Here is a 22,929-nt window from a genome sequence, read left to right as displayed (position 1 = left end):
GCGCGGGGGAATGCCAGACTGCGCGCGGCTGACGCCGGAAAACCGGACATGCGCTTGAGCGCCGATGATGTGCCCGATGCACGAATGCGGTGCGGTCTGCGGTGCGACGTGCACGATAGGGGCGCATGGACAACATAGTTCGCCTTGGTAATCGGTTGCCCCCCCGAGGTGATCGGACAAGGTCATTTCAGCCCGAGCTGATTCTTGATAGCTTCCACGTGACCACTTCCCATTTCCTTGGCGCCGTGATCCGGAAACACCGTGGAACGCCCGTTGAGCCAGTGGCGACATCAGCCACTCGCACCGGCACGAGTGGCACACACCCCGCCGCTTATCGGATTGCCCCCACAGAAACAAAAAAAACCGCAGCGCGGTGGCGGCGGCTTTGTTGTCCTGCGTCTCCTGTTTCGGCAGGCGAGGATTACGGCCTGCCCGGCTCGTCGACATACGGGCCGATGCCCGTCGGGTAGCTGCCAGGGATAAGCATCGAGGGATCCAGACGGTCGATGGTCGTGCGGCCGGTCAAAGCCATCGTCACATCCATCTCCTTCGCGATCACCTCCAGCGAACGACGCACGCCCGCCTCCCCCATTGCGCCCAATCCGTACAGGAACGGACGTCCGATCAGCGTGCCCTTCGCGTCCAGCGCCATTGCCTTGATCACGTCCTGCCCCGAGCGAATGCCGCCGTCGAGCCAGACCTCGGTGTCGCGCCCCACCGCCGCCACGATGTCCGGCAACGCGCGAATCGTCGAAATCGCGCCGTCCAGTTGACGCCCGCCGTGGTTGCTCACCACGATGGCGTCGGCCCCCGTGTCGCGAGCCGCACGCGCGTCCTCCGGATCGAGCACGCCCTTGAGCACCAGCTTGCCGCCCCAGCGCTTCTTGATCCACTCGACGTCATCCCACGACAAGCAGGGATCGAACTGCGCCGCCGACCACGCCGCGAGCGAGCCGATGTCGTCTACTCCCTTGGCGTGCCCCACGATATTGCCGAACGTGCGACGACGCGTGCCCAGCATGCCCATGCACCAGCGCGGCTTGGTCATCATGTTGGCAATGTTCGGCAGCGTCAGCTTCGGGGGCGCCGACAAACCATTCTTGATGTCCTTGTGACGCTGACCGCTGATTTGCAGATCCATCGTGACCATCAGTGCCGAACACCCCGCCGCCTTCGCACGATCGATCAAACGCTCGATGAAGTCGCGATCGCGCATGACGTACAACTGAAACCAGAACGGCGCCTTGGTGTGCGCCGCCACATCTTCGAGGGAACAGATCGAGACGGTTGAGAGCGTGAACGGCACGCCGAACGCTTCGGCCGCCCGCGCGGCGAGAATCTCGCCATCGGCATGCTGCATGCCGGTCATGCCCGTAGGAGCCAGCGCCACCGGCATGGCCACCGGCTCGCCCAGCATTGTCGTGCGCGTGCTGCGATGCTCGATGTTCACGGCAACCCGCTGACGGAATTCGATGCCAGTGAAATCGGCCGCATTCGCGCGATACGTAGATTCGGTCCAGGACCCGGAATCGACATACTCGTAGAACATACGCGGCACTCGCCGCTGGGCGAGGACCCGCAAGTCCTCGATGGTGGTGATGACTGGCATGCTGCGTCTCTTCTTTTAAGAATTCCCTACTGGACTTCGATAATATTTAATATGTTCTAGATTTTTTATTTCTGCTTGACGAGGTCGACAAGCGACTGCGTGTGTTTAATTGTCTTTAGCACAATGTTTGATTGAATCGACATGACGGCTGGCGCCCGATACAGCTCGTTGACGATGAAGTCGGAATAATGCGCGAGGTTACGCGCTCTTACCGTCAAGATGTAATTGGCGGAGCCGGTGACGATCCGTGCCGTCACCACCTCGGGCCAGTTCTGCACGCACGCCAGAAACTTTTCATGCCATTGATCGACGTCCGGACGCAGCGTTATTTGCACTAGCGCTTCGAACTCCAGACCGATATGCTGTGCGTCCACGATGCAGCGGTATCCGGAAATCACCCCGCGATCCTCTAGCAATTTCACGCGGCGCAGGCACGCCGATGGCGACAAGCCGACAGCGTCTGCCAGCTCCTGGTTGGAGATGCGGCCATTGAGTTCCAGATGGCTGAGGATACGCTGATCGGCGTGGTCGAGGTTCATTGGCAGAATCCATCAAGTTTTCCCGGATTCTGGCAGATCCTTCGACGCGCCGCCAGTTGTTCGCCAGAAATAGCAAGCAAATTCAATTTTTGCATTGATATGATAGCCCTCGGCCTATGGTCGAGTAGCCGGAGGTATTCGGCCGTGGGTGCCGTTCTGGATATTGCAGTTGTCGTGCCGAGAAGAAGCCCGCGACCTCCCTTATCGGAGAGCGCAGCGGCTCATTTAAAAGAGCAGTCATAAAACGTCTACAAGACGCATCAAGGAGACCCATGAAGTCTGCAATTCCGGCCAGTCTGGCCATTCTCTCGGCCGCTTGCGGCCTCGCCTTCAGCACCACCGCCGCCGCCCAAAGCTCCGTCACCCTGTACGGGATCGTCGATCAGAGCGTGCGCTATCAAACCAATGCCAACGCCAATAACGACGCCCTGTGGCAAGTGACCAACGGCGCCGTGACCAACAGCCGTTTCGGCTTCAAGGGCGCGGAAGACCTCGGCGGCGGCATGAAGGCGATCTTCCAGTTGGAGTCGGGCATCAACCCGCAGAACGGTACGCTCGCGAATGGCCCGCGTCTGTTCGACCGTTATGCCTATGTCGGCCTGCAGAATCAGTACGGCACGATCAAGATCGGCCGTCAGGCCACCGAGGGTTTCAACGTCTACGGCGACTTCGACCCGCTCACGATCGGCAACTACGCGAACAACTCGTGGATGTACAACATCACGCGCGGTCGTGTGGATAACGCCGTGAGCTATGCCGGTACGTTCGGCGGCCTCTCGGTCGGCGCGACCTACGGCTTCGGCAACACCGCCGGCACGATGGCCGCCAGCAACTACTGGGGCGCTCGCGCCGCGTACGCCATGGGTCCGTTCCAGGTCGCAGGCGTGTATCAGCAAGCGCGCGACGCTGCCAAGCGCGTGCAGCAGATGTGGGGCCTGGGCGGTATCTACAGCGTCTCCATCGCCAAAGTGTTCGTCGGCTACATGGGCGGACGCGACCGCAGCGGCTGGCTCGACAGCACGCTCAACGATCCGGCGAACACGGTCACGACGGGCAACCTGAGCGACAATCCGCGCAAGGACATGACGTTCTACCTCGGCACGACCATCCAGGCCATGCCGAACCTCGCCATTACCGGCGCAGCGTATTTCGACGACATCAAGAACATCAACGCCCAGGCGGGCGATGCCGGTTCGGGCCGTCGCTACACGTACGTGCTACTCGCCGAGTACGCGCTGTCCAAGCGCACGCAAGTCTATGGCACCGTCGATTACAACAAGGTGAGCGGCGCAGCACGCGTCGAACTGCCGGGTAATTCGACGCAAGTGGGTGTGGCCACGGGTATCCGTCACATCTTCTAAGCCGACGGCGCGACAGGCTCGCGCCACGCCTGCTTTATCTTTGGTCGTTCGTATGACCCGCCCCGGCCTCGGCCGGGGCGGCGGGGCTCGTTCGCGCCGCGTTTTGGGGGTTGGGGCGTTTGGCGCTCAGGCGTTTTGCCGCGGCCGGCATCGCCATGATGCGTCACGCCACCGGTGCGTCAGCGGGCAATGACAAGCAATGCTGTACTCAAGCGGGTGTCGCTTGCGCGTTTCAACTCGCGGCGGCGTCCAAGAGGTGTGTCATGACGCGTTCTCCTCAGTCTTCCCCGCAATCCAAGCCTCGCGACTTCGCCCACATCACGCGACGCGAACAAGGCCTGCGACGCTCGCTCACCGCCAGTCAGATGGCGATGATCGCCATTGGCGGCGCCATCGGCACAGGACTGTTCCTCGGCAGCGGCTTCGCCATCGGCTTCGCGGGGCCGAGCGTGCTCGTCTCGTACGCGATCGGGGCGCTCATCGCTCTCATGCTCATGGGATGCCTCGCCGAAATGACGGTCGCCCACCCGACCTCGGGCTCTTTCGGCGCCTACGCCGAACACTACATCGGACCGTGGGCAGGCTTTCTGGTGCGCTACGCCTACTGGTCGTGCATCGTGCTGGCGGTCGGCACCGAGGTCAGCGCCATTGCCGTCTACATGAAATACTGGTTTGCGCAGGTCCCCGGCTGGTACTGGGTCGCGGGCTTCTCCGCGGCGCTCGTGCTCGTGAACGCCATGTCGGTGAATCTGTTCGGAGCCATCGAATACGGCTTCTCGCTCATCAAGATCACGGCGATCGTGATCTTCATCATGATCGGCGCGTACGTGGTTTTCATCGCGCCGGGCTCGGTGGCCGGGGCCGGTCACTCGCCTGCGGGCTTCGCGAACTACACCGCGCACGGCGGCTTCTTCCCAAAGGGACTCTGGGGAATGTGGGTCGCCGTGATCATCTCGATCTTCAGCTACCTGTCCATCGAGATGATCGCCGTGGCGGCCGGCGAGGCCGAAAATCCGGAGCGCGCGGTGACACGCGCCTTCCGCTCGACGGTCGTGCGCCTCGTGCTGTTCTATCTGCTCACGCTCGCGCTGATGCTGGCCATCGTGCCGTGGACCGCCGCCGGTCAGGACGAGAGTCCGTTCGTCAAAGTGATGCAGGCCATCAACATTCCGGGCGCGGCAGGGGTCATCAACTTCGTGGTGCTGATCGCGGCGCTCTCGTCGATGAACAGCCAGCTCTACATCACCACGCGCATGATGTTCTCGCTCTCGCGCGCCGGTTACGCGCCTGCGCGCTTCGGTGAAGTGAACAAGCGCGGCGTGCCGCTCTCGGCGCTGCTGCTCTCGACGGTGGGCATTGCGCTGGCCACGCTCGTGAACTTCCTGTACCCGGAGTCGTCGTTCACGTTCATGATGGCGATCTCGATGTTCGGGGCGATGCTCACGTGGATGATGATCTTCGTCACGCACTTCTTCTTTCGCCGCGCGTGGCGACGCGAGAATCACCAGCCACTGGCGTTTCGCATGTGGGGCTTTCCGTGGCTCACGCTGTTGGGCGCGGTGCTCATGGCCGCGATCATGCTCACCACGCTCTTCACCGGCGTGTTCCGCATGACGCTGATCTTCGGTGTGCCGTTCGTGGCTGCGGTGCTGCTCATCTACTTCCTCTGGTATCGCAAGCGCGACGGCGAGCCGCAAACGCACACCGTGGCGCAGTCCTGATCGCTCTGCAACGACAGCACTTCTGAAATGAGACGGGGGCACCGATGGTGCCCCCGCTTCGTTTGGCTTCGTTTGCCTTTCGTTGAGCGTGCCTGTCTCGCTCACCTGGCCGCTTTGCGTTGCCTCACGGTGCGCTCCAGCAGGTAACGCGTCTGCTCCAGCACCGCTTCGCGCACCATGCGGTTGCGCTCGGGATTCGGCTCGGTGCCCCATCCCATCGAACAGTCGACGGAGCGGCGCATGACGCGAAACGCCATGCCCAATGTGCTGATGCACACAGCACGCACACGCATCGCTTCGTCGTCGGGCGACACGCCTGCGAGTCGCGTGACGATGCGAGAACCCACGGACGCGAGACGGGTGGAAAAGCGTTCGTGAAACACCTTGAAGCCCGCTTCAGGGCCGAGCCCCGCCTGCTCGCGCGCCATGAACAGGTGCCAACCGTCGATCTCCGGCGCCTCCTCCATGAACCCTGCCTTGCGGTTCTGTAGCTCGCAGAAGGCGTCGATGAGCTGCTTGTCGGTGGCCTCGGGATCGCCCACCACGCGCTCGGCCGACTCGATGGCCTCGCCCATCTGCCCGAGCACGAGGCTCACGATGTACTCGGCGCACGCCTTGTACACCCCTTCCTTGTTGTCGAAGTAGTACTGGAGCGCAGGCGCGTTGACCCCGGCCTCATTCGCGATGTCGCGCGTGGACGCCCCGGCAAACCCAAACTCTCCAAAACACTTGATCGCGGCGAGGATGATGCGCGCGCGCGTTTCCTCGCCTCGTTGATACCCTGTGTCGACCGCATGCCGCGGGCGCGCGGCTGCGCTCTGAACACGCCCAGCACGTGATGTCCCTGTCATGTATGTCCTTACTTGCCAAAACTTTCGTCAAAAATATAACACTTGACATAAATCGATCAACTGGAATAATTCTGCCAACTGGAATAATTTGAGGAAATTCCCATGACCACCGCAGCACAGGTCAACCCGTCAGCATCGGTGCAGACGATGGCGCGTCCGGCAGACACCCCCACCGCCAAGGCCCAGGAAAGCACCGGCAAGCCCACGCCGACAGAGGCGCCGGCCAATCCCCGTCGCAAGAAGATCCTGCTCGGCGCGCTCGTGCTGGGTCTGGTCGCCGGCCTCGGTTGGGGCGCACATTGGTGGCTGGTGGGTCGCTTCATTGAATCGACTGACGACGCTTATCTGCAAGCCGACAGCATGACCGTCGCTCCCAAAGTCGGCGGTTACGTGATCGAAGTGCTCGTGCGCGACAACGAGACGGTGACGGTCGGCCAGCCGCTCGTGCGGCTCGATGGGCGTCAGTACCAGGCGGCATACGATGAAGCTGCGGCAACGGTGGCGGCTCGCGAGGCAGACGTCGCGCGGGCACAGGCCGAGCTCTCGCAGCACGCCGCGACCATTGCGCAGGCGCGCGCCGAACTCGACAGCGCTCGGGCGAACGCCGCCTACTCGGCGGGTCAGGTCAAGCGTTACGCGCCGCTCGTGGCCACGGGCGCCGAGACAGATGAGCGTCTGGCCGAGTTGCGCAATACCAGCACCCGCGCCGACGCCTCGCTCAAGAGCAGCGAGGCCAGCCTCCAGTCGACCGAGCGGCAGACGGATACGCTCACGGCCGCGCTCGCGCAGGCCAAGGCGCAGTTGACGGTGGCCCAGGCGAGCGAGCGCAAGTCGGAACTCGATCTGGCGGACACCGTGGTCAAGAGCACGCTGGCCGGACGCGTCGGTGATCGCGCCGTGCGCGTCGGCCAGTTCGCGCAGCCGGGCACGCGCCTGCTGACCGTGGTGCCGGTGCAGAACGTCTATCTGACGGCGAACTTCAAGGAGACGCAGGTCGGTCATATGCATCCCGGCCAGCCGGTGACGATTCACGTCGACGCGTTGCCGGGCGAGCCGATTCACGGCGTGGTCGACTCGGTATCGCCGGGCACGGGTTCGCAGTTCGCGCTGCTGCCCACGCAGAACGCGACGGGCAACTTCACGAAAATCGTGCAGCGCGTGCCGGTGCGCATTCGTCTCGACGTGCCGGAATCGATGCGCGCCGTGCTCCTGCCCGGCCTCTCGGTCACGGCCGACGTCGATACGCACGCGACGCATGGCACGCATCGCGTTGCCGATATGACTTCTACGACGCCTGCGACGCTCGCGACGCCCTCCACGCAGGCCGGCAAGACGACGGACGTCCAGCCGACGCAGCTTTCGCTCAGCGCACCGCTGGGTTCGGCCGTCGGCCCGGCAATGAACGCGCCGTCAAATGGCAACGCCGCCCCTGTGAACAACGGAGTTCAACGTGGCTAACACGGGTGCCGCCGATGCGGCGGCAGTCGCTCGCGCAGCAACACCGCCGAATGCGTCAGCGTCGGACTGGATCGCCGTCGCCGCCGGTGCGCTCGGCGCTCTGCTGGCCACGCTCGACATCTCGATCACCAACTCGGCGCTGCCGCAGATCCAGGGGCAGATCGGGGCGTCCGGCACCGAGGGCACATGGATTTCGACCGGCTATCTGATGTCGGAAATCGTCATGATTCCGCTCGCGGCGTGGCTCACGCGCGTGCTCGGGCTGCGACGCTTCCTGATGCTCAATGCCGTCTTCTTCACGCTGTTCTCAATGATGTGCGGCGCCTCAAGCAGTCTGACCGAGATGATCGTCGGCCGGATCGGGCAGGGCTTCGCCGGCGGCGCCATGATTCCGACGGCGCAGATGATCATTCGCACGCGTCTGCCACGCCATCAGATGGGCGTCGGCATGGCGATGTTCGGCCTGATCGTGCTGCTCGGCCCCCTGCTCGGTCCGGTCGTTGGCGGCTGGCTGACGGAAAACGCGAACTGGCGCTGGTGCTTCTTCCTGAACCTGCCGCTCTCGGCGGCCATCGTCGCGTTGCTCGGGATGGGGCTCAAGCGCGAGCCAACCAATTTCCAGGCGTTCTTCAAAGCGGATTGGCTAGGTATCGTGGGCCTCGCCATCGGTCTGAGCTCGCTCACCGTGGTGCTCGAAGAAGGACAGCGCGAGCGCTGGTTCGACTCGCACATGATCATCTGGCTCTCGGCACTCTCGGTGCTCGGAATCGGCATGATGCTCGTGGCGCAATTCACGGCCGAGAAGCCCATCGTCAAGCTCGCGCTGCTGGGCAACAAGAATTACGCGAGCGTGATCTACATCGTTTTCACGGTGGGCGCGGGGCTTTACGGCGTGTCGTATCTGCTGCCGCAGTTCCTCGCAACCATTGCGGGCTACAACGCGCAGCAGTCGGGCAACATCATGCTGCTCTCCGGGCTGCCTGCGTTTCTGCTGATGCCGTTCCTGCCTCGGCTCATCAGTCGCGTGGACATTCGTCTGCTCGTGATTCTCGGGCTGCTGTGCTTCTTCGCGAGTTGCATGCTGGACATCGATCTGACGGCGCAGAGCGTAGGGCACGACTTCACACTGTCGCAATTGCTGCGCGGTGTGGGGCAGATGCTCGCGATGATGCCGCTTAACCAGGCGTCGATGGCAGCCGTCGACGCGCAGGATGCGGGCGACGCGGCGGGTCTGTACAACATGGCGCGCAATCTCGGCGGCTCGGTGGGCCTCGCGTTGCTCGGCACGCTGATCGACCGTCGCACCGATTATCACGACGCGGTGCTGCGCGAGTCGCTCACAGCGAACAATCCGCTCGGGCAAGAACATCTCGCGGCGAACGCGGCGGGCTTCTTCGCGCAGACCGGCGACATGGTCCACGCGCAGTTGCAGGCCACCGCGCAGCTTGCCGCCGAAATTGCGAGACAGGCGAGCGTGATTACGTTTTCCGAGACTTTCTATGCACTGGGCATCGCACTGCTGCTTTGCGTGCCGCTTGCCCTGATGCTCAAGCAACCGGCCGGCTTCACTTCCGGCGGGCATTGAACGACCATGACTTTTCATCTACGCATGCTGGCCGTCGCGGCCGCTCTTCTCGTCACCGGCTGCACCGTCGGCCCCGACTATCGCGGTGCGCCCGACGTGGCTGGCAACGCGCTGCGTACTGGCGCGACGTTTGCCCACGCCGGGGAAGGCGTCGAGGCGCACGCGCCCGGCGTCGCACGCTGGTGGACAGCGCTCGACGATCCGCAACTCACGGCGCTCATCGACGACGCCATCGCCCACAGCCCGGATATTCGCGCGGCGCAGGCGAAGGTGCGCCAGTCGCGCGCGAGCTTGCGCAGCCATCAGGCCGATCTGCTGCCGAAGGCGAGCGTCGATCTCGCGGCAGTGCGCACGCGATCGCCCGATCTGGGGGCGTTGACCGGAAACAGCAGCGGCGGCGGACGCGGTCCGCTCGATCTCTACGTCGCCGGATTCGACGCCAGTTGGGAAATCGATTTGTTCGGTGGCACACGCCGTGCCGTCGAGGCCGCCAGCGCGGACGCGGATGCCGCCTCCGAGGATCTGGCCGACGCCCACGTGCAACTCGCGGCCGACGTGGCACAGACGTATGTCGCGCTGCGCGATCAGCAGGCTCGACTCGCACTGGTGCGCGACTCTGCCCAGCTCGAAGGCGAGATGCTCGATCTCACCCGTCAACGTCGCGCGGGCGGTGTGGCGTCGGAGCTCGACGTCGAACGGCTTTTCACTCAGGTCGAGCAGACGCAATCGCGTGTGCTGCCGCTTGAGGCGGACGTCATCGAATCGCTCGATCAGTTGGCATTGCTCACGGGGCGCGCGCCGGGCACGCTGGACGACGAACTCAAATCGCCCAAGGCGCTGCCCAGCGTGCCGGCGAAGGTGGCGATCGGCGATCCGTCTGCGCTATTGCAGGCGCGTCCGGATATTCGTGCGGCCGAGCGGCGACTGGCCTCGCAGAACGCCCAGATCGGCGTGCAGACTGCGAACTGGTTCCCGAAACTCTCGATCATGGGCGAACTCGGCTATTCGGCACTGGACCCGGGCCATCTCCTGCGCAAGGACAACTTCAGTTGGATGACGCTGCCGCGCCTGCAATGGAACGTGCTCGATTTTGGACGCGTGCAGGCGGGCGTCGACGGCGCCAAGGCCGGACGCGATCAGGCGCAGGCGAAGTACGAAAGCGCGGTGCTCAGCGCCCTGCGTGACGCCGACGTGGCGCTGGCGCGTTATGGCCATCAGCGTGAGAACGTGTACCGCTTGCGCAGCGTGGAGGCGTCGGCAACGCGCGCCGCGACGCTCACGCGTCAACGCTATCGCTCGGGCACGGCCAGCACGCTCGATTGGCTCGACGCCGAACGCACGCGTTTTTCGGCCGAGCAGGATCGAATCGCTGGCGACGCCCAGCTTCTCAAGTCGTTCGTGACGTTGCAGAAGGCGCTCGGATTGGGATGGCAGGTGGGGACGGCGGCGGGTTGATGTCCCGAAGCGATGACGGTGGATGCCTTCGGCATCGGCTGTGACGGGTTCGCGAACGCGGCCCCTCGCATCCGATGTCGACGACGAGATCGAGCCGGAGGCGGACAAACATCGCAGTACAAGGTGTTTCACGTCCACTCGATCGCTGCACAAAATCGACGTGTAAAACGAAAAACGCTCCAGAAGCTTTCGCCTCTGGAGCGTTTTTGCCAACTGAGTTGGCGCGGCTGGCAGGATTCGAACCCACGACCCCTTGGTTCGTAGCCAAGTACTCTATCCAACTGAGCTACAGCCGCACTTACTGCACGAGACACCGATCAGACGATCCTGCTGCTGTCGGCTTGCCTTCTCCTCGCACCCCACATGCCGATGGCACTGGGTACGCTACCGGGAAGGACTCTCCCGAAAAACTAAGGGTCTCCGTGAGGAGACCCTCGAAATAGTTGGCGCGGCTGGCAGGATTCGAACCCACGACCCCTTGGTTCGTAGCCAAGTACTCTATCCAACTGAGCTACAGCCGCGCTGTGAGAACAGAATTATGTAAGAAACCAACTCGCCACGCAAGTGTTTTTTGCAATTCTTTTGTCATATCCCGGATTTGCCCGTCGCATTCGTCATTCCATGCGGGATTAGCGCGGAATCGCCCTCATTGGCAAGTCTTTGCCGCTAGAACAATTACTCCACGCAAACCCGCGTCAAATCAGGGCTTTCCATGTGCTCGCCCCCGAAATGGCACGGTATGCTACGGCTTTTTGCAACGCATCGAATGGCGCACCGGCTGCGCACGCGAGACAGAACCGGGCAAGGAGACAGCCCCACTCGCCCCCCAACACGACATGCGATGAAACGACACATTGCGCCCCCAAGCTATTCCCCCGGTGGCCGCGATGCGATAAAAACCAGATTCAAGGAGGCGCTCATGGAAAAAATCTGGCTCAAGAGCTATCCGCCCGGCGTACCGGCCGAGATCGACGTCAACACGTATCGTTCGCTGAACGATCTGTTCCTGCAAAGCTGCCAGAAGTTCGCGAACCGTCCGTCGTTCACCAATCTCGGTGTGACGCTAACGTTCGCCGACCTCGAGCGCAAATCGCGCGACTTCGCCGCGTACCTGCAAAGCCTGCCCGGACTGACGCGCGGCTCACGCATCGCGATCATGTCGCCGAACCTGTTGCAGTATCCGGTAGCGGTGTTCGGCATTCTGCGTGCGGGCATGGTCGTGGTGAACGTCAACCCGCTGTACACCGCTGGCGAGCTCGAACATCAACTGAAAGACGCCGAATGCGCCGCAATCCTCGTGATCGAGAACTTCGCGGCCACCCTGCAAAAAGCGCTGCCGAACACGCCGGTCAAACATGTCATCACGACCGCCATCGGCGATCTCGTGCCCGCGCCGAAGCGCTGGATCGTGAACTACGTCGTGCGTCACGTGAAGAAGATGGTGCCCGAGTGGAACATTGCGCACGCCGTGCCGTTCCGTACCGCGATGGCGCAAGGCGCACGCGCCAAGCTCGAAGAAGCACAACTCGGACACGACGACATCGCCTTCCTGCAATACACGGGTGGCACGACCGGTGTCGCCAAGGGCGCCATGCTCACGCATCACAACATGATCGCCAACATGTTGCAGGCGCGTGCCTGGATCGGTTCGGGTCTCGAAGAAGGCAAGGAGATCATCGTTACCGCCCTGCCGCTCTATCACATCTTCTGTCTGACGGCGAACTGTCTGGTGTTCCTCCAACTGGGCGCGCTCAACCTGCTCATCACCAATCCGCGCGATATGCCCGGCTTCGTGAAGGAACTGGGCAAGTGGAAGTTCACGTTCATGACGGGCGTGAATACGCTTTTTAACGGACTGCTCAACGCACCGGGCTTCGACCAGCTCGACTTCAGCGCGCTCAAATGCGCGCTGGGCGGCGGCGCGGCGGTGCAGCGTGCGGTGGCAGAGCGCTGGCAGAAGGTCACCGGGCATCCGCTGATCGAAGCGTACGGTCTGACGGAGACGTCGCCTGCCGTGTGTATCAACCCGCTTGGCAGCGAGTTCAACGGGTCGATCGGTCTGCCGATCTCGTCGACCGAGGTGAGCATTCGCAACGATGCCAACGAAGCGCTCGGTTTCGGTCAGGAAGGGGAAATCTGCGTGCGCGGCCCGCAAGTCATGAAGGGCTACTGGCACCGTCCGGACGAAACGGCCAAGACCATCACGCCCGACGGCTGGCTGCGCACCGGCGACATCGGCACGATGGACGACAAGGGCTATGTGCGTATTACCGACCGCAAGAAGGACATGATCATCGTGTCGGGCTTCAACGTCTATCCGAATGAAGTCGAGAGCGTGCTGGCGATGTGTCCGGGCGTGCTCGAATCGGCCGTCGTCGGCGTGCCGAGCGAACGTACCGGCGAAGCGGTGAAAGCCGTGATCGTCAAGAAGTCGCAGGATCTGACGGAGAAGGTCATCATCGACTTCTGCCGGGAGCATCTGACGAACTACAAGGTGCCGCACGTCATCGAATTCCGCAAGGAACTGCCGAAGACACCGGTCGGCAAGGTGCTGCGTCGCGAACTGCGTTGAGGCTTTCGCATCGCTGCATGGCCTGCCCGGCGTTGTTTCGTTGTCCATCGAAACCTTGAACGTCGAGACACTCTGCGCAATCAACCAGCAAACGAAACACGGCCGGGGCAATCCCGGCCGTTTTCAATTCAAAGATACCCGTCCCGCGACCGATTCGTAACCTTTGGTTACAGACGTGACGCGCGAGGCTTGGGACAATCTCAGGCACGTCAGCGCCGTTTCGTCAGTTCGCTGTCAAGCCGCGACCTTCGTGACCTGCTTCAGAACGTGGGCAGCGGCCGCCATGCCGAATGTGGCTGTGACACACATGCTCGAACCGAAACCGGCACAGTTCAGGCCCTGCGGCCCCGTAGCAGCATGGGGGTCTTCGCCGGGAGCGCACGCGGCTTCCGGGTACTGCAACGGCTCGTCCGAATACACGGCCGGCACATTGAACTTGGCTTTCGGACCACGGACAAAACCATGCTGCTTGCGTAATTGCGCACGCACTTTCGCCAGCAGTGGATCCTGGATCGTGCGGGCGAGATCGTCGATACGAATGCGTGTCGGATCGATCTGACCACCCGCCCCGCCAACGGTGATCAGACGCTGCTTGCGCGCCACGCACCATGCGATGAGCGCCGTCTTCACCCGCACGCTGTCGATGGCGTCGACCACCCAGTCGAAGCCGCCGCCCAACATGGCGTCGAGGTTTTCCAGTTCTACGAAGTCCTCGACGAGCGTAAGCTGGCAAGCAGGATTGATGGCCGTGATCCGTTCGGCCATCGCGGCCACTTTCGGTTTGCCGTAGTTGCCATCGAGTGCGTGCACCTGACGATTGGTATTGCTTTCGGCAACGTTATCGAGATCGATGAGCGTGAGTCGGCCCACGGCGCTGCGCGCCAGTGCTTCGGCCACCCACGAACCAACGCCGCCGATGCCGATGACGGCCACGTGGGCTTCGCGCAGACGCGCAAGGCCATCGTCACCGTACAAACGCGCGAGTCCGCCGAAACGGCGATTCGCGTCAAAATCCACCTCCGATGGCGTGGCAGGCACCGGAGCAACAACGATCGACGGGGTACTGTTCATGATGCGATGGGTAACGTCCTTGAAATGGCTGGCGATCACGATAGTCGCCATCGTGCTGGCATTCGCGGCGTTCATCACGTGGTTTGACTGGAACTACGCCCGGCCCTTTATCAACCGGGAGGTGAGCACCGCGACCGGACGCCCGTTCGAAATCCGGGGCGACCTCTCGCTGCACTGGCTGGCGCCGAACGCTCAGGCCCCGGGACTGGGGCGCTGGCTGCCGCGGCCTCGCCTGATCGCGAATGATATCGTGTTAGGCAATGTTGCGTGGAGTCAGACGCCGAACATGATCACGCTTGGCCGGCTCACCTTCTCGCTCGAATGGCTGCCGCTGCTCGACAAACACGTGGTGTTGCCCGAAGTCACCTTGTCCGCGCCGAAGGTCCTGATCGAGCAACAGGCCGACGGGCGCAACAACTGGACCTTCACCAAAGGCAACGGCGAACCGTCGCCGTGGAAGCTGCGCATCGGCCGCCTGATTCTCGAAGACGGCGTGGTGCGCGCGAATATCGTGCCGAAACAACTCGATCTGACGGCCAACATCGCCACCATCGACGGCCAGGCGCCGTATGGCATTGGCGTCTCCCTGAAAGGTACCTTCCGCAAGGCCGCAGTCACCGGCAAGGCCCGTGGCGGCGACGTGCTCTCGCTCGAAGACTCCGGCGATCCCTACCCGCTCGACGCCAGTGTGAGCATCGGCCGCACGCAGATCGCCGCCAAGGGAACGTTCACCAATCCGGCCACGCTCTCTGCGCTCGACATGCACCTGCGGCTGGCCGGCCCGACGATGGCGGACCTGTACCCGATTACGGGCGTACTGCTGCCGGAAACGCCGTCCTACGAGACCAATGGCCATCTGCTGCATACGGCCGGCGTGTGGCGCTACGAGCGCTTCCAGGGCAAGGTTGGCCAGAGCGATCTGTCGGGCACGCTGGTGTTCCGCCAGCGCGAGCCGCGCAGCATTCTGCAAGGCGCCGTGGTGTCGAACCAGTTGCGGCTGGTCGATCTCGGCCCGGCGATCGGCGGACAGAATCCGTCCGGCGGCAGCGACCTGTCGGGCAAGCCGAAAGCGCCACCGTCCGACAAGGTGCTGCCGGTCGATCCCTTCAAGACCGACCGCTGGCGCGCCATCGACGCCGACGTGCAAATCACCGGCCACAAGATCATCAAGGACAAGAGCCTGCCGATCGACAACCTCGTCACCCATCTCGTGCTCGACGACGGCGTGCTCTCGCTGCGCCCGCTGGAGTTCGGCGTGGCGGGCGGGCGTATTACGTCGACGCTCGTGCTCAACGGACAGGCCGAGCCGATGAAGGCCGATTCGCAAATCTCGCTGCGCCATCTGAAGATGAAGCAATTGCTGCCCGAGGTCGATCTGATGAAGACGAGCGTGGGCGAGGTCAACGGCGACGCCGCCCTCACCGCGACCGGCAATTCGATTGCCGCGCTGGCCGGCTCGTCCAATGGAGAGATCAAGACACTGATCGACCGCGGTTCGGTGAGCAAGCTGTTACTGCAATACCTGGGGCTCAACGTGGGCAATATCGTGTTGACGAAGCTCTTCGGCGACAAGCAGATCGAAATGCGCTGCGCCGCGGCGGACTTCGCGGTGCGCGATGGTGTCATGGACGCCCGCACGTTCGTGATCGACACCGACGACACCAGCATCGGCGTGACGGGTCAGGTCGACCTCAAGCGCGAGCAGTTCGGCCTCACGATCCGGCCCGAGCCGAAGCACTTCGGCCTGCTCTCGCTGCGCTCACCGCTCTATGTGCGCGGGACGTTCAAGCACCCGGACGTCGGCGTGAACGTGCCGACGCTGGTCGCACGCGCGGGCGGCGCAATCGCGCTGGGCGTGCTCGCCCCGTACACCGCCCTCATCCCCCTGCTCGAACTTGGCCCCGGCAAGGACAGCCCCTGCGGCGAACTGCTGGCGAACCTGCAACATCCGGCAAGCCGCAACCCCGCGGCGGTCAAACCGGTGCCGGACGCCAACGGCACTGGCCCCGGCAACAAGTCCGGTAACAATGCCGCTCACGACGCCGGCAACACCGCCCCGGGCAAGGGCCGCCCGAGCGCACCGTCAACGGCGCCCGTATTCGGTGCGGGCCGCGAAGCCCCCTGACGATGTTGCAGTGCAACGCAAAGGACTGAACGATTGCACGCAGAATGCAAAGCAATGCCCATGCCAACGTGATGGATTTGCCGCCGTCGCCGTCAACGATTTTCGGGACGGCGACAGTACCACGGCAAAATTACTTCACTCATTAAATATCAAGCACATAGCCAGAGATGTCCATTCCACGGGGTGTTCGGGGGAACGACGCGTACGCGCTGCGACAAATCGCCACGTGCGCAAATTCGCTGACTCTTCGCTATACTGTGTCGCAACCCCCAACCGCAACAGACCGATTACGATCGTCGTGACCCAGACGCTTTCTCTCGCGGACCTGCGCAAAAACTACGCCCTCGGCTCCCTTTCCGAGACCGATGTGGCGGCCAGTCCGCTCGATCAATTCCGACTCTGGTTCGAGCAGGCGCTTGCGGCCCAATTGGCCGAGCCCAATGCCATGACGCTCGCTACCGTCACGCCTGATGGCCGCCCGGATGCACGCATCGTGCTCATCAAGGGCGCCGACGATCGCGGATTCACCTTCTTCACGAATTACGAGTCGCGCAAGGGCCAGGAATTGGCCGCCACGCCGTACGGCTGCCTGCTGTTTCACTGGATCGAACTCGAGCGTCAGGTGCGCATCGAGGGACGTGTCGAGAAAGTGAGCGCGCAGGAGAGCGACGCTTATTACCATTCGCGCCCGGTGGGCTCCCGTCTGGGAGCGTGGGCGTCGGTGCAAAGCGCCGAAGTGGCAGACCGCAGCATCATCGAGCAACGCGAAGCGGATTTCCGGCGCCAGTTCGGCGACGCCCCGCCGCGTCCGCCGCACTGGGGTGGCTACCGGCTCGTGCCAGAGACCATCGAGTTCTGGCAGGGCCGCGAGTCGCGCCTGCACGATCGCATCAAATATTTCCGGCTTGCCGACGGAGCGTGGCGCGTAGCGCGCCTGTCACCGTAAACGTTGTGTCGGCTACGCCGACGCGCTACGCCTGCCCGCCCGTTTGACGAGGAGACGTCGCCGCGCCGTGCGGTACGGATTGAAGTTTTTTTGGTGACACTTGGAGCACATCCATGTTGTGGGAGAAAAAACTCGAAAACTGGGTTAGCGGCGTCAAGACATCCTCGAATCTGCCCATCCGCCTCGCGCTCTGGAATGGACAGCACTACGATTTCGGTGCCTTCGACAACCCCAGCGTAACGCTGCGCATCAATGGTCCTGCGGCCATGACGCGGCTACTCAGTCCCAGCCTCGACAATCTCGGCGAGGCCTACGTGAAGGGCGAAATCGATGTCGAAGGCAAGCTCACCGACGTCATCGACATGAGCTACGCGCTCGCGGGTAGCAGCCTGTCGACCATCGGCCCGCTCGAGCGGGCCGTACGCCACTTCAATCACAGCAAGAAGTCCGACAAACGCTCGATCGAGTTCCACTACGACGTGTCGAACGAGTTCTACCAGCTCTGGCTGGATAAGAACATGGTCTATTCGTGTGCCTACTTCGAGAACGGCGACGAAGACCTCGACACGGCGCAAGAGAAGAAGATCGATCACATCCTCACCAAGATCGGCGTTCAGCCCGGGCAGACACTGCTCGACATCGGCTGCGGATGGGGCGCCCTGGTGATTCGCGCCGCGCAGAAGTTCGGGGCGAAGTGTGTGGGCGTCACGCTGTCGGAGAATCAGTTCAATCTGGCCACGGAGCGTGTCAGAAAGCTCGGGCTGGAAGACAGGATCGAGATTCGCATTCAGGATTACCGCGACGTGGACGGTCAGTTCGACCGCATCACGAGCGTGGGCATGTTCGAGCACGTTGGCCGGAAGAACTTGCCGGAGTACTTCGCCAAGATAGCTTCGCTGCTCAAGGACGACGGCGTCGCCATGAATCACGGCATCACGTCGACCGATCCGGATAGCGGAGAGACGGCGATGGGCGGTGGCGAGTTCATCGACAAGTACGTGTTCCCGAACGGCGAATTGCCGCACATCAGCCTCGCGCTGGAGTCGATGCAGCGCGGCGGACTGGAGGCGAGCGACGTGGAAAGTCTGCGCCGTCATTACGCGCGCACGCTTACCCTCTGGTCGGATCGCTTCGAAGCGCAAGCGCCGCGTCTGCGCGAGCTGGCCGGCGAAGAGCGCTTCCGGGTCTGGCGCGTGTATCTTGCGGGTTGCGCGTATGCGTTCGAGCACGATCACGTCTCGATCTACCAGATCGTTTGCCGCAAGGCAGGGCAGTCGGCCAAGCAACTGCCTTGGTCACGTCGTTATATGTACGAGAATCGATGAGTCAGTTCGATCTGTTCGGCACGCCGCCTGACGATCCTCCGGCAGGCGGACGTGCCAGGCAGGTCGACGGCCCTCCCGCTTCATCTTCCTCTTCCGACGACACCGATACCCCTCGTCGCACCGGCGCCACGCGCCGCGGCGGCGTCGGCGCCGCCGACATCCCGCCGGCCATGCAGACGCTGGGCGATCGACTGCCCGGCCACATTCGACTGGGCACATCTTCATGGTCGTTCCCCGGCTGGAAAGGTATCGTCTGGGACGACGACTACAGCGACACCAAGCTCTCGCGTCAGGGACTGAGCGCGTATGCGAGCCATCCGGTGCTGCGTTGCGTCGGCATCGACCGGTCGTTCTACAAGCCGATGTCGATTGTCGAGTACCAGAAGTATGCCGAGCAGGTGCCCAAGGACTTCCGCTTTCTGGTCAAAGCGCCGAGTGTCGTAACGGATGCCGTCGTTCGCGGGGAGAAGGGCGAAGGCCTGAGCGCGAACCCCTGTTTTCTCGATGCACGTATCGCCACCGAACAGTTCGTCGCCCCTTGTCTGGCCGGGCTCGGATCGAAGGCCGGTGTGCTGGTATTTCAGGTGTCGCCGTTGCCGGTCGAGTTGCTGCGCGACGTGCCCGGGCTGATCCAGCGCTTCGAAACGTTCTTCGCCGCCCTGCCGCCGTTGCCGCAGGGCGACGTCATGCCGGATGGCACGACGGCGCCGGGACCGTGCTACGCGCTGGAGATTCGCGACGGCGCGCTGCTCACACCGCGTCTCATGCGCGCGCTGGGGCAATTGGGCGTGCGCTACTGCATCGGGCTGCACGCCCGTATGCCGCATGTGGAGCGTCAGGCCGCAGCCCTGGCGCTACTCGACGAGATGGGCGCCGGGCCGCTCGTCGTGCGATGGAATCTGAACAGCGCCCATCGGTACGAACAGGCCAAGGCAAAATACGCCCCCTTCGACAAGATCGTCGATCCCGATCCCACGACGCGCGACGTACTCGCCGCACTGGCCACGCACTATGCCCTCGCCGGGCACCCCGTCTATGTGATCGTCAACAACAAGGCGGAAGGCTCGTCGCCGCTGTCCTGCCGGGCGTTGGCCGAACGCATCTCCGAGTTGTCGCAGACGTCGGCCGCTGCCGGGACCGAATGACGTTCGCCACGGTGACGCCGTTCCCGCCGCCCCCCTCACCTGCCGCCTGAAACAACAATGGCCCGAGCCGGCAATTACGCCGGGCTCGGGCCATTGTCATCGAACTGCGGAGAACTTACGCCACGAGATGCGGAATCTGCACGTCCGGATTCACGTCGGCGTCGTAATCCACGCCTTCGATCTCGAAGCCGAACAAACGCAGGAATTCGTGCTTGTAGCCCGCGAAGTCAGTCAGTTCGTACAGGTTCTCGTTCGTCACCTTGTCCCACAGCGCCGAGACTTCGCTCTGGACTTCCGGCGACAGTTCCTTCTGGTCGGTGCGCACGCGGCCCTCTTCATCGAGACGCGGCGAGGCGTTGTACAGACTGTCCTTGTACAGGCCGTAGATCTGCTCGATGCAACCTTCGTGGGTGCCCTTGGCCTTCATGACCTTGAACAGCAGCGAGAGGTAGAGCGGCATCATCGGAATGGCCGAGCTCGCCTGCGTGACGAGCGCCTTGAGCACAGCCACGCGCGCATCGCCACCGCTTGCGGCGAGCTTCTCACGAATGCCCAGCACCTTCTCGTCGAGATCCTTCTTGGCCGCGCCAATGGAACCGTTCCAGTAGATGTCGTGCGTGATCTTCTCGCCGAGATAGGTGAACGCGGTGGTCTTGGCGCCCGGGGCGAGCACGCCGGCCTCAGCCAGCGCGTCGATCCACATCTGCCAGTCTTCGCCGCCCATGACGGCCACGGTGTTGTCGATCTCTTCCTGCGTGGCGGGCTCGAACACCGACTCCTTCACGACTTCCTTGTCCGTATCGATGCCGCGCAGCGTCACCGATTGGCCCACGGGCTTGAGCACCGAGTTGAACACCTGCCCCGTTTCCGGGTGCGTGCGGCGCGGCGCAGCCAGGCTGTACACGACCAGATCGACCTGACCGAGATCGTTCTTGATCGTCTCGATGGTCTTGGCCTTGATGTCCCTGGAAAAGGCGTCGCCGTTGATGCTCTTCGCGTAGAGTCCTTTTTCGGTCGCGAACTTGTCGAAGGCGGCGGTGTTGTACCAGCCCGGCGTCGCCGGTTTGGTCTCGGTGCCCGCGCGCTCGAAGAACACGCCAAGCGTTGCCGCGTCGCTACCGAAAGCGGCGGTGATACGTGCGGCCAGGCCGTAGCCCGTTGACGCGCCGAGCACCAGCACCTTCTTCGGGCCGTTGGCGATCGGGCCTTGTGCCTTCACGTAATCGATCTGCTGCCTGACGTTGGCTTCGCAACCGGCAGGATGGGTGGTGACGCAGATGAAGCCGCGCACGCGTGGCTTGATGATCATGGAAACCTCGTTCACAAAATTCGGTGACGCCGGCTCACCCGGCAAACACCGCGCATTGTAAACGAGGTCGGGCCCGGCCCGGCATTTTGGGGCGCTTTCGCGCGTCTTCAGGCAGCCCTGTGCTTCGGTTTTCAGCCGTCCGGCAATGCCTTTTCAGACAACGCCGGCCCGCACTCGGATCATTCCGGCGCCGCGACGGCCGAACGGTCGAGCCGCTTGGGAAACTGAATCTGACGGATGCGGCGCACCAGCAACGCCGCGATGATCGCGGCCACGCCCGTGAGCAGCACCCCGGCGTGCACGGCACTCACCAGTGTCTGGCGCGCGGTTTCGACCAGCGGCATGCCGTCGATTCCCATCGCGCGCAAATCGGTCAACAGATCGGCGCGCAGCGCCGGATCGATCAGAATGCGTGGATCCAGTGCGCGGGCGACGGCGTGTGCCGCGGGCGTACCGTCATAGCTCGACACCGCACCGGCCACACCGTTGGCGTACCAATGATTGACGAGCGTGCCCACGATGGTCGTGCCCAGCATGCCGCCGACCATCCGCGTGGATTGCAACAACGCGGTCGTGATGCCGAAACGCTCGCGTCCGGCGATTTCCTGCCCGAACACGTTCATATTGTTCAGAATGAACCCGATGCCGATCCCGGCGCAGGCCATGGCGAGTGCAAGCAGACCATGCGGCGTATCGATATGGGCCAGTCCCACGCCCGCCGACGCCACGGCCAGCAGGCAGAAGCCTAGGATCAGCATGTTCGTCGGCCGCGCCAGACGCACGACGATCGGCGTATTGATGAAGCTGCCCAGGGCAATGCAAGCCGCAATCGGCGTAGCGATAAGCCCCGCCGCCTGCGGACTCAGGCCGAAGCCGCCCTGCAACAGCAGCGGCGCGAAGAAGATCAGCGAATACATCACGAAGCCGATCAGCACTGACAGCGTAAACAGCACCACAAGTTGCGGGTGCCGGAACATGTCGAGCGGCACGATCGGGTGCGTGGCGCGTCGCTCGGTGCGCAGCAGCACCCAGAATCCGACCACGACCGCCACGATCAGCAGCAGATTGCCGAGCGACGCCCCATGCGCAGGCACGTTCTCGATGAACACCTGGAAACCGCCCAGCACCACCGCGATCCACACGGCGCCCCGCCAGTCGACACGAACGTCGCCCTTATGGGCCGGCGGGAATTTCGGCAGATATCGCCAAACGAAATACAGCGCCGCCAGACCGACCGGCAGATTCACGAAGAAGGTCGAGCGCCAGCCGAAATGCTCGGAGAGCAGGCCACCCAGCGACGGGCCCGCGGCCGTGCCGATACCGTATGCCGTTGTGATCACGACCTGCCAACGCACGCGCGAACGGGCGTCGGGGAAAAGGTCCGGCACCGATGCGAAAGCCGTGCCGACCATCATGCCGCCGCCGATCCCCTGCAAACCCCGTGCGAACACGAGGAATGGCATGTTGGGCGCGAGGCCGCACAGCAGCGAGGCAAAGGTGAAGGTCAGCACCGACGCGATCACGAACTGGCGACGGCCGAAGTAATCGCCCAGTCGTCCGAACACCGGCACGGTCACGACGGAGGCCAGCAGATAAATGCTCGCGATCCAGGCGTAATACTCGAAACCCTTGAGTTCGGCGACGATGGAGGGAAGTGCTGTACTGACGACTGTCTGGTCGAGGGCGACCAGCATGTTGACGAGCGCAATGCCAATCATGGCCATCAACGCATCGCGGAAAGGCAGGGGGCGCACGGCGGACTACCTGAAGACTTCATGGAGGGAAGCCGCCATTTTATGCGAAAAATAATGAATATATGAACGTTCATGTGTGGCGCGGGTTTCGGGACAGAAGCGT

At 63.1% G+C, this 22,929-nt stretch carries 16 protein-coding genes and 2 tRNA genes; 10 read left to right on the top strand and 8 right to left on the bottom strand.

Annotated features, from left to right (window positions below):
• Positions 1-421: 421 nt before the first annotated feature.
• Positions 422-1,609, bottom strand: a complete 1,188-nt coding sequence (locus ACIPHM_RS14985) for an L-lactate dehydrogenase (RefSeq protein ID WP_400329417.1) — start codon at positions 1,607-1,609, stop codon at positions 422-424.
• A gap of 65 nt (positions 1,610-1,674) precedes the next feature.
• Positions 1,675-2,148, bottom strand: a complete 474-nt coding sequence (locus tag ACIPHM_RS14980) for an Lrp/AsnC family transcriptional regulator (protein WP_400329414.1) — start codon at positions 2,146-2,148, stop codon at positions 1,675-1,677.
• A 272-nt stretch (positions 2,149-2,420) separates the two neighbouring features.
• Between ACIPHM_RS14980 and ACIPHM_RS14975 the strand changes: the two genes are divergently transcribed.
• Positions 2,421-3,509, top strand: coding sequence for a porin (locus ACIPHM_RS14975; RefSeq protein WP_400329411.1), 1,089 nt, complete (start codon positions 2,421-2,423; stop codon positions 3,507-3,509).
• 263 nt (positions 3,510-3,772) lie between these two features.
• Positions 3,773-5,230 (top strand): amino acid permease, encoded by a 1,458-nt coding sequence (locus ACIPHM_RS14970; RefSeq protein ID WP_400329408.1) that lies wholly within the window; start codon positions 3,773-3,775, stop codon positions 5,228-5,230.
• Between the two features lie 101 nt (positions 5,231-5,331).
• On the opposite strand, the gene ACIPHM_RS14965 is transcribed toward ACIPHM_RS14970, so the two are convergent.
• A complete protein-coding gene (locus ACIPHM_RS14965; protein ID WP_400329405.1) occupies positions 5,332-6,081 on the bottom strand; it encodes a CerR family C-terminal domain-containing protein in 750 nt (249 codons plus the stop codon).
• 102 nt (positions 6,082-6,183) lie between these two features.
• On the opposite strand from ACIPHM_RS14965, the gene ACIPHM_RS14960 reads away from it, so the two are divergent.
• From ACIPHM_RS14960 to ACIPHM_RS14950, 3 genes are read left to right on the top strand one after another with little or no spacing between them, the layout of a single operon-like run.
• Positions 6,184-7,539 carry an HlyD family secretion protein gene (locus ACIPHM_RS14960; protein ID WP_400329402.1) on the top strand — a complete coding sequence of 452 codons (1,356 nt, stop codon included), beginning with the start codon at positions 6,184-6,186 and terminating at the stop codon, positions 7,537-7,539.
• Positions 7,532-9,124, top strand: coding sequence for an MDR family MFS transporter (locus ACIPHM_RS14955; RefSeq protein ID WP_400329399.1), 1,593 nt, complete (start codon positions 7,532-7,534; stop codon positions 9,122-9,124). Before ACIPHM_RS14960 ends, ACIPHM_RS14955 begins: the two co-directional genes overlap by 8 nt.
• Positions 9,125-9,130: 6 nt before the next feature.
• Positions 9,131-10,579 carry an efflux transporter outer membrane subunit gene (locus ACIPHM_RS14950; protein WP_400329396.1) on the top strand — a complete coding sequence of 483 codons (1,449 nt, stop codon included), beginning with the start codon at positions 9,131-9,133 and terminating at the stop codon, positions 10,577-10,579.
• 219 nt (positions 10,580-10,798) lie between these two features.
• Here the strand turns inward: ACIPHM_RS14950 and ACIPHM_RS14945 are convergent.
• A tRNA-Arg gene (locus tag ACIPHM_RS14945) sits at positions 10,799-10,875 on the bottom strand.
• 148 nt (positions 10,876-11,023) lie between these two features.
• Positions 11,024-11,100 (bottom strand) — tRNA-Arg (locus ACIPHM_RS14940).
• Between the two features lie 398 nt (positions 11,101-11,498).
• Here ACIPHM_RS14940 and ACIPHM_RS14935 point away from each other — a divergent pair.
• Positions 11,499-13,151 carry an AMP-binding protein gene (locus ACIPHM_RS14935; protein WP_400329393.1) on the top strand — a complete coding sequence of 551 codons (1,653 nt, stop codon included), beginning with the start codon at positions 11,499-11,501 and terminating at the stop codon, positions 13,149-13,151.
• 234 nt (positions 13,152-13,385) lie between these two features.
• Here the strand turns inward: ACIPHM_RS14935 and tcdA are convergent, their stop codons facing one another.
• Positions 13,386-14,222: a tRNA cyclic N6-threonylcarbamoyladenosine(37) synthase TcdA gene (gene tcdA / locus ACIPHM_RS14930; protein ID WP_400329390.1), complete on the bottom strand. Its 837-nt coding sequence runs from the start codon at positions 14,220-14,222 to the stop codon at positions 13,386-13,388.
• Here tcdA and ACIPHM_RS14925 point away from each other — a divergent pair.
• The 4 genes from ACIPHM_RS14925 to ACIPHM_RS14910 all read left to right on the top strand — a co-directional run bounded on the left by ACIPHM_RS14925 (position 14,221) and on the right by ACIPHM_RS14910 (position 19,763).
• Entirely contained in the window at positions 14,221-16,347 is a 2,127-nt protein-coding gene (locus ACIPHM_RS14925; RefSeq protein WP_400329388.1) for an AsmA family protein, read from the top strand. The two genes, tcdA and ACIPHM_RS14925, sit on opposite strands and share 2 nt — an antisense overlap.
• A gap of 298 nt (positions 16,348-16,645) precedes the next feature.
• Positions 16,646-17,293 (top strand): pyridoxamine 5'-phosphate oxidase, encoded by a 648-nt coding sequence (pdxH, locus tag ACIPHM_RS14920; protein WP_400329385.1) that lies wholly within the window; start codon positions 16,646-16,648, stop codon positions 17,291-17,293.
• A 113-nt stretch (positions 17,294-17,406) separates the two neighbouring features.
• Positions 17,407-18,618, top strand: a complete 1,212-nt coding sequence (locus tag ACIPHM_RS14915; protein WP_400329382.1) for a class I SAM-dependent methyltransferase — start codon at positions 17,407-17,409, stop codon at positions 18,616-18,618.
• Positions 18,615-19,763 (top strand): DUF72 domain-containing protein, encoded by a 1,149-nt coding sequence (locus tag ACIPHM_RS14910; protein WP_400329379.1) that lies wholly within the window; start codon positions 18,615-18,617, stop codon positions 19,761-19,763. The genes ACIPHM_RS14915 and ACIPHM_RS14910 overlap by 4 nt, the downstream gene beginning before the upstream one ends.
• 115 nt (positions 19,764-19,878) lie before the next feature.
• On the opposite strand, the gene fabV is transcribed toward ACIPHM_RS14910, so the two are convergent.
• Both fabV and ACIPHM_RS14900 read right to left on the bottom strand, forming a co-directional pair.
• On the bottom strand, positions 19,879-21,072 hold the full coding sequence (gene fabV / locus ACIPHM_RS14905) for an enoyl-ACP reductase FabV (RefSeq protein WP_400329376.1): 1,194 nt from the start codon (positions 21,070-21,072) through the stop codon (positions 19,879-19,881).
• A gap of 179 nt (positions 21,073-21,251) precedes the next feature.
• Complete coding sequence (locus ACIPHM_RS14900) at positions 21,252-22,790, bottom strand: MFS transporter (protein WP_400330007.1); 1,539 nt, start codon at positions 22,788-22,790, stop codon at positions 21,252-21,254.
• Positions 22,791-22,929 lie beyond the last annotated feature (139 nt).

The organism is Pandoraea sp. NPDC087047 (assembly GCF_044745225.1).
In the GTDB taxonomy this organism is placed as follows: domain Bacteria; phylum Pseudomonadota; class Gammaproteobacteria; order Burkholderiales; family Burkholderiaceae; genus Pandoraea.
The sequence above is the reverse complement of the archived record's forward strand: the minus strand, read 5'-3'. Positions and strand labels throughout refer to the sequence as shown.